We start from the raw sequence: 6,159 nt of genomic DNA, 5'->3' as shown, positions 1-6,159 counted from the left end.
AGAGGAAAAACCTTATCTCCCTGCCCTCGTCGTTTATGTAGGCGTAGCGGTGAAGCTCGTTGTCGGCGAGTTTTTCGACGTCAAATTTAAACTCGTTGTTTACGGGTTCTACGACGATAGGATCTGAGATCTCAGGCGGTTTAGATGCGTGCAGGTCGTAGTAGAGTCCGAAAATCAGAGCCGTAACGACGATAGCTATGCTGCTTTTTGAGTTTGCCGCCATGAAATTTCTAGCCGCGTTGTTAAATCTAAATTTATTCGAGCCCACGACTGATTTTACGAGCGGAGCCGGACGTTTTTTGAAATTTATAACCGCCAAAATCAAAACCGAAAAGATGAAAAAATACTGCGCAAACGTCGTATAGTAAATGCCTTTAGCCACGAGCGAGAGCGCCCACGGATACGTAGGTATCATGCCCGCTCGCATAAACTCAAGCCCCGTGTTTGAAATAGCTTGCACTATCAAAACTACAAGAAAAAGAAGCGAAAACGTCCATAAAACATGCTTGCATAGGCACTCTTTTAAATTTGAAACGACGAAAAATAAAATCAGTAAAAGCAAAAACGCAAATATCATCAAAAATAGGCTGATGATAGACTGCGTATCGAGTAGCTCGCCGGCAAATACCGGAAAATTCGCGCCCGCGTGAGCGTAGGTTAGACCGTAGCCCGCACCCAAGGCGAAAAACGTTATCATCTTTGCAGGGTTAAATTTGATAAAAATCCAAAGCGCGCTAACTAGCAAAAATACCAAAGTAGCCGCGTCAAATACCATTTTCACGCCGGCGTCGTGAAGCGTGAGTCTAGCGATCTTAAAAACGACTATGCCTGCTGCGATACCCAAAACCGAGGGTAAAAACAGCGCTTTTAGGCTCTTTTTGTCGTTGTTTAACGCTGCAAAAAGGACAAATCCCAGTAACGATGAGATAACTTGGACGAAATATATAGACATGATCAGCCCTAAAATTTGAGAATTTTGAATAAAATTTAGAGCGGACTTAGCCGCTCTAAGCCCGAACTATTTAGCAGGCGCTCCTGTGTATTGGAATTTATAAGTCGTGGTGAACGGCTCAAACCATTTACCTACGCCCGTTTCTTTGTCCGCATGGCGACCGAAGCCTTGTTTTTCAGGATTTTCTATATGAAATTTTAGCTCGTAGTTGCCCACGCCGGCGTCCATTTTTAGGTTAGCGCCGTAGTGAGGGCCGTCTTGAGCAACCATAGGCATAAATGTGCCTTTTTTAACTTTGCCGTTATCTAGGTTTTTTAGCTCGTAATTAACTTTTAGATAAGGGATCCACTCGCCGGCTGCAAAGCCGTTTTTATTTCCCTCGATAGCGTGGATGTCGGCCTCTAGGTGGATGTCTGCTTTACTAGGAGCTAGGTCGATGCCTTTTGGCTCCATGTCGATCGGCTCTAGATAAACGGCAGCTATCTCCATACCGTTGATTTCTACCGGATCGCCGATAGGAAACTCGCCTGCTACGGCTACTGAAGCAGCAAGGCTGAATGCCAAAGCTGTTTTAACAAATTTGTTCATGTTCTCTCCTTTAAATTGATTTGTAAATTTATTTTAAGCTTCGCGGCAACCCGCGAAAGCTAGAAACGTCAAATTTAAGCCTCTTTGGCTTGCTTTTTTTTCATTATGATCACGCCGATGATTAGCGCTGCTATCATGATAGTCTGCGGTACTAAGCTCTCGTAATACGGATAAATGCCCAGCCACTCGATAGTTGGGAAGCCTTCGATCTTGGTCGGAACGAAAATTTTACCCTCGACAAACTCCATAAGCCCCTTGCCCACAAACACGATCGACATATAAAAAATGATCGCCGAAGTGACCAAGAAAAACGGCTTGATCGGGATTTTGATAGCAAAAATTTTAAACACGTAGTAAGTAACAAGCAAGACAACTAGCCCCACTACAAATCCCAGCGCGATCATCGAGTAGCCCACGCTATCTTTAGCGTCAAAAATCAGCGCCTGATAGAAAAGCACGGTCTCCGCGCCCTCTCTAAATACGGCTAAAAACACCGTCCACCAAAGCGCCTTAGCAGAGCCCGCGGATATCGACTCGCTGACGTGGCTTTGGATATATTTGCTCCATTTTTTTGCGCCTGCGTTTGAGAGCAACCAAAAACCGACGTAAAAGAGCAGTCCTACGGCAATAAGCATCACCGCGCCCTCCATCACCTCTCTTTTTTGACCCGCAGCACCCGCAAATATCAAATTCATAATCCACGCCATAACAAAGCTTAACACGACCGCTACGCCAAGCGAGCTGTAAACGATACTCATGCGCTTTTCGTTGCCGGTTTTTAGTAGATACGCCACGACTGCCGCTACGATGATGAGCGCCTCAAATCCCTCGCGAAGTATGATCGTAAGCGCATAAACAAATAGCGCCCAAGGCGAGCTGCTGCCGCTTGTTTTTTCTAGCGCGGCGTCTAAATTTGCACCTAGATTATCGGCTGCTTGCTGGAGTCTCTCGACGCTCACACCCGCTTTCATCAGCGCGACTACTTCGCCGAAATTTCCTTCTATCTTAGTTTTTAGGCCGACGTCTATCGCGCCTACTTTGTTTTCCATGCCGCTACCTTCGAACTCGTCGAAGTAAATATCCTGCGCATCGCTCATAGCTTTATCTACGTCTTTTGCGGCGTAAAGTTTGATCGCATCGGCGATTTTTGCCTTTATGTTTGCAACGACTGGCGCAAAATCTGTAGCCGCGTCATCCTCGGCGCTATCAGGTAAAACCACGTTAGTAGCTAGCGAGCCCGAGTCCATAGGCAGCTTGGCTACGTTTTCGTATATCAGCGCGTCAAGCTCGTCCAAATTTGACTTTAGTACGTCGGCGGCTACATCGTTGTTTATCGCGATTATCGCCGAACCCATTCGTTTTTGGATATCGCCGTCGATGCCCTGACCGCCGTTTATAAATCTACGGATAGCCTCTTCTAGCTTCGTGTTGCGGTAAAGCTCAAATTTGGCTTTGTTGTTTATCTGCTGTTTTGCTGCGTCTTTATCGCCCTTTTCGTAGGCCGTGGCTGCAGCGCTAAGAGCTGTTTTTATATCGTTATAAACCACCTGCCAGTGCGGCTCGATAGCGGCGCTACTTGCAGGTTGCGCCGTAGTTTGGCTAGCCTCAGTAGCCTTAGCGGTCTGCGCGGCGTCTGCGTTTTTAGGATCGGAGTACTCGCCCACTAGCTTGTGACCGGTGTTTATGACGGGCAAAACCTCATCCATCTCTTTGTTTAGCTCGTCCATTATCGCTTGTATCTCTTCTACGGATTTTTTAGCGATGATAGCTTTGCGGATCTTGCCGAATTTAGACTCCATCGAGTAGGCTTTTTTCTGCCCCAAATTTACCCTAATCGCGGCTTCGATATTTTCAAAATGCCCAAAATACGCATTTTGTGTGGCGGTTTTTGCCTCATCGATCTTGCCCTCTTTATACTGCTGCATGATGCTTACGAACGAATCTTTTATGCTCTGTATCTCGGGGCCGTAGTCGGTATCGGCTGCATTTAGCATAAAAGGGATAAACAAAGCAAGTATAAATTTCAAAAATTTACTCATAAAAACTCCAAAAAATATGTTTTATGCGCGCATTTTATCATTAAAAAACTTTAGCGAAAATAAAAACGGCTATCAAGTATAAGTCTTATCAACAAGCTATATTTTTTGATTATCAGATTGATCCGACTTTGAAATTTGAGTAAATTTAAGAGGTAAAATTTGAAAGAAAATTCGGGAGCAAGCCGCCCCCGAATTCGAGTTAGATAGTAGCGCCCGCTTGTCTTAGCATAACGCGTTTGCGATATACGTTTGACACGTCTGCGGCGTCGCCTACTAGTAGCGCGTTGGTGGCGCAAACGGCGGCGCACATAGGGACTTTGCCCTCTGAGATGCGGTTTTGGCCGTACATATGAAGCTCCTCGTGAGAGTTCGTCTCCTCAGGGCCTCCGGCGCACATCGTGCACTTATCCATAGCGCCTTTTATGCCAAATGCCCCGTCTCTAGGAAACTGTGGCGCACCAAACGGACATGCGTATAGGCAGTATCCGCAGCCGATGCATTTGTTTTTATCGTGAAGCACGATACCGTCGGCTCTGATGTAAAAACAATCAACCGGACACACCTGCTCGCAAGGAGCGTCGGTGCAGTGTTGGCAGGCTATCGTAGTCGATACTTCCTTGCCCTCTATACCGTCGTTTAGCGTGATGACCTTGCGGCGGTAGAGCCCCACAGGGAGCTCGTGAGCCGAAGAGCAAGCGACCTGGCATCCAAAGCAGCTGATACATCTGTTTGTATCTACGAAAAATTTCATTCTTGCCATCTCTTACTCCTTAGACTCTATTTTCGCCGTATTCGTGGAAGAAGGTGTTAAAGCCCTCTCCGTCTGCTTTTTCTATCCTGCAAAGTCCGGCGTTAAATTCCGAAATTTGAGTAACCGGGTCAAAGCCGTAGTTTGTTACGGTATTAAAGCTCTCGCCGATCGTATAAGGCTTAGTGCCCTCAGGATAGCGGTCTTCTAGGCTCACGCCTTGCATAACGCCCGCGAAGTTATACGGCATACAAATTCTATCCGGCGTAACCATCTGAGTATGATAGCAGCGAACCTTGATCTTAGTGCCTTGCGGAGAGTGAATCCACATCATATCGCGGTCTTGGATACCGTATTTTAGGGCAAGCTCAGGGTGAACGTTAGCAAACATCTCAGGCGTGATCGCCGCTAGATACTTACTCGTTCGCTCGATCATACCAGCACCGCTTAGGTTTACTAGGCGCAATGTGCTAAATACGATAGGGAATTCCTTACTCCAGTCTTTTGCTTGCTGCTCGGATTTATATTTCGTCTCGACGCGGAAGTTTCTAGCCTGATCGTCGAAAGTCGGGTATTTTTGTACCAAATCCCAGCGCGGAGAGTGGATAGGCTCGCGGTGTTTAGGGATCGGATCTAGGAATTCCCAAACGATCATTCTAGCCCTTGCGTTACCAAACGGCACTACGCCTTTTTCGCGGCATTTTTCTAAGATAAGTCCGCTGTGATCCGTACTCCAAGTAGCTCCCATCAGTCTTTTTTCTTCTTCGGTTAAGGTTATGCCTAGGACTTTTTCGATATTTTCTTTAGTTATTTGCGGATAGCCGCCTTTTACGTCCGATCCTACCAAAGTCGTATCCTCGCTAGCTAGCTGACTAACGCCGTTATGCTCTAAGCCGAAACGATTTCTAAATCCGCAACCGCCCTCTGCGTAAGACTTGCTCATATCATAAAGTATCGGCGTACCAGGGTGTTTTTCGTCCCATGCCGGCCAAGGCTTACCGTAGTATTCGCCTTTTACGTCGCCGCCGATACCCATTAGCGTATCAGGGTCGAAATTTTGCCAGTTAGCCTGATGTCTTCTAAACATCTCGGCCGTTCTACCGGTGCAGCCGATAGATTTACCCAAGCGAGCTATCTCGTTTGTAGCGTCGTCAGGCCATACGAAGTCGTCTTTAACTTGTTTTGGCTCGTTATTCACGGTCGCCATCTTCATGCCTTTTACGTACTCGTCGTAAAAGCCGAATTTTTTAGCAAATAAGAACATAACGTCTTGGTCGGCCTTGCTCTCGTAAAGTGGCTCAACGACTTTCGTTCTCCATTGACCGGAGCGGTTAGTCGAGCTTATATGACCTTCGTTTTCAAACGCAGTAGCCACCGGAAGTACGTAAATTCCGTCTTTTCTATCTGAAAGGATAGCAACCTCGTTTACGAACGGCTCCGCAACTACTAGCATATCTAGCTTGTCGACGGCTTGTTGAATTTTAGTAAGGTGAGCCATAGAGGTGATACCGGTTCCTTGAACCCAAAGAACGCGAAGTTTGCCGCTAGTAAAAGTCTTTTCCTCTTTTAGAACGCCTTGCCACCATTTTGATAGCGACCAGCCTTTTTCGTTTCTCCAGTTTCTATCTTCCGGATTTTGCGGATCGTGATAAAAATACTCTTCAAATACGGTATTTTTTACCGGAGCGCCGCCCTGTTTCGGCTCTTTTGTCGAAACCGCAAATCGCTTAATAAACTCGTCATAATCAACGCCCCAGCCTTTGCAGTAGTATTTCCAAGAAGCATCCGCTAACCCGTAATACATCGGCAAGCTATCGGAAAGGTTACACATA

General features: G+C 46.5%; 5 protein-coding genes. All 5 read right to left on the bottom strand.

All coding sequences use genetic code 11. The features are described 5' to 3' along the window. Positions 1-952, bottom strand: a 952-nt coding sequence (locus tag Q0338_RS06105; protein ID WP_298085982.1) for a DUF2318 domain-containing protein, incomplete at its 3' end; no start/stop codon positions are given. Positions 953-1,018: 66 nt separating this feature from the next. After that, positions 1,019-1,540 carry an iron transporter gene (locus Q0338_RS06100; RefSeq protein ID WP_185897431.1) on the bottom strand — a complete coding sequence of 174 codons (522 nt, stop codon included), beginning with the start codon at positions 1,538-1,540 and terminating at the stop codon, positions 1,019-1,021. 74 nt (positions 1,541-1,614) lie between these two features. Continuing rightward, positions 1,615-3,579: an FTR1 family protein gene (locus tag Q0338_RS06095; protein ID WP_298085981.1), complete on the bottom strand. Its 1,965-nt coding sequence runs from the start codon at positions 3,577-3,579 to the stop codon at positions 1,615-1,617. 199 nt (positions 3,580-3,778) lie between these two features. Then, positions 3,779-4,339 (bottom strand): formate dehydrogenase FDH3 subunit beta, encoded by a 561-nt coding sequence (gene fdh3B / locus Q0338_RS06090; protein WP_298057424.1) that lies wholly within the window; start codon positions 4,337-4,339, stop codon positions 3,779-3,781. Positions 4,340-4,349: 10 nt separating this feature from the next. Continuing rightward, positions 4,350-6,159, bottom strand: a 1,810-nt coding sequence (locus tag Q0338_RS06085) for a formate dehydrogenase subunit alpha (RefSeq protein ID WP_298085980.1), incomplete at its 5' end; no start/stop codon positions are given.

This window comes from uncultured Campylobacter sp., from assembly GCF_938018145.1.
In the GTDB taxonomy this organism is placed as follows: domain Bacteria; phylum Campylobacterota; class Campylobacteria; order Campylobacterales; family Campylobacteraceae; genus Campylobacter_A.
Note: the sequence above shows the minus strand (reverse complement) of the source record. Positions and strands in the feature narration are given on the sequence as shown.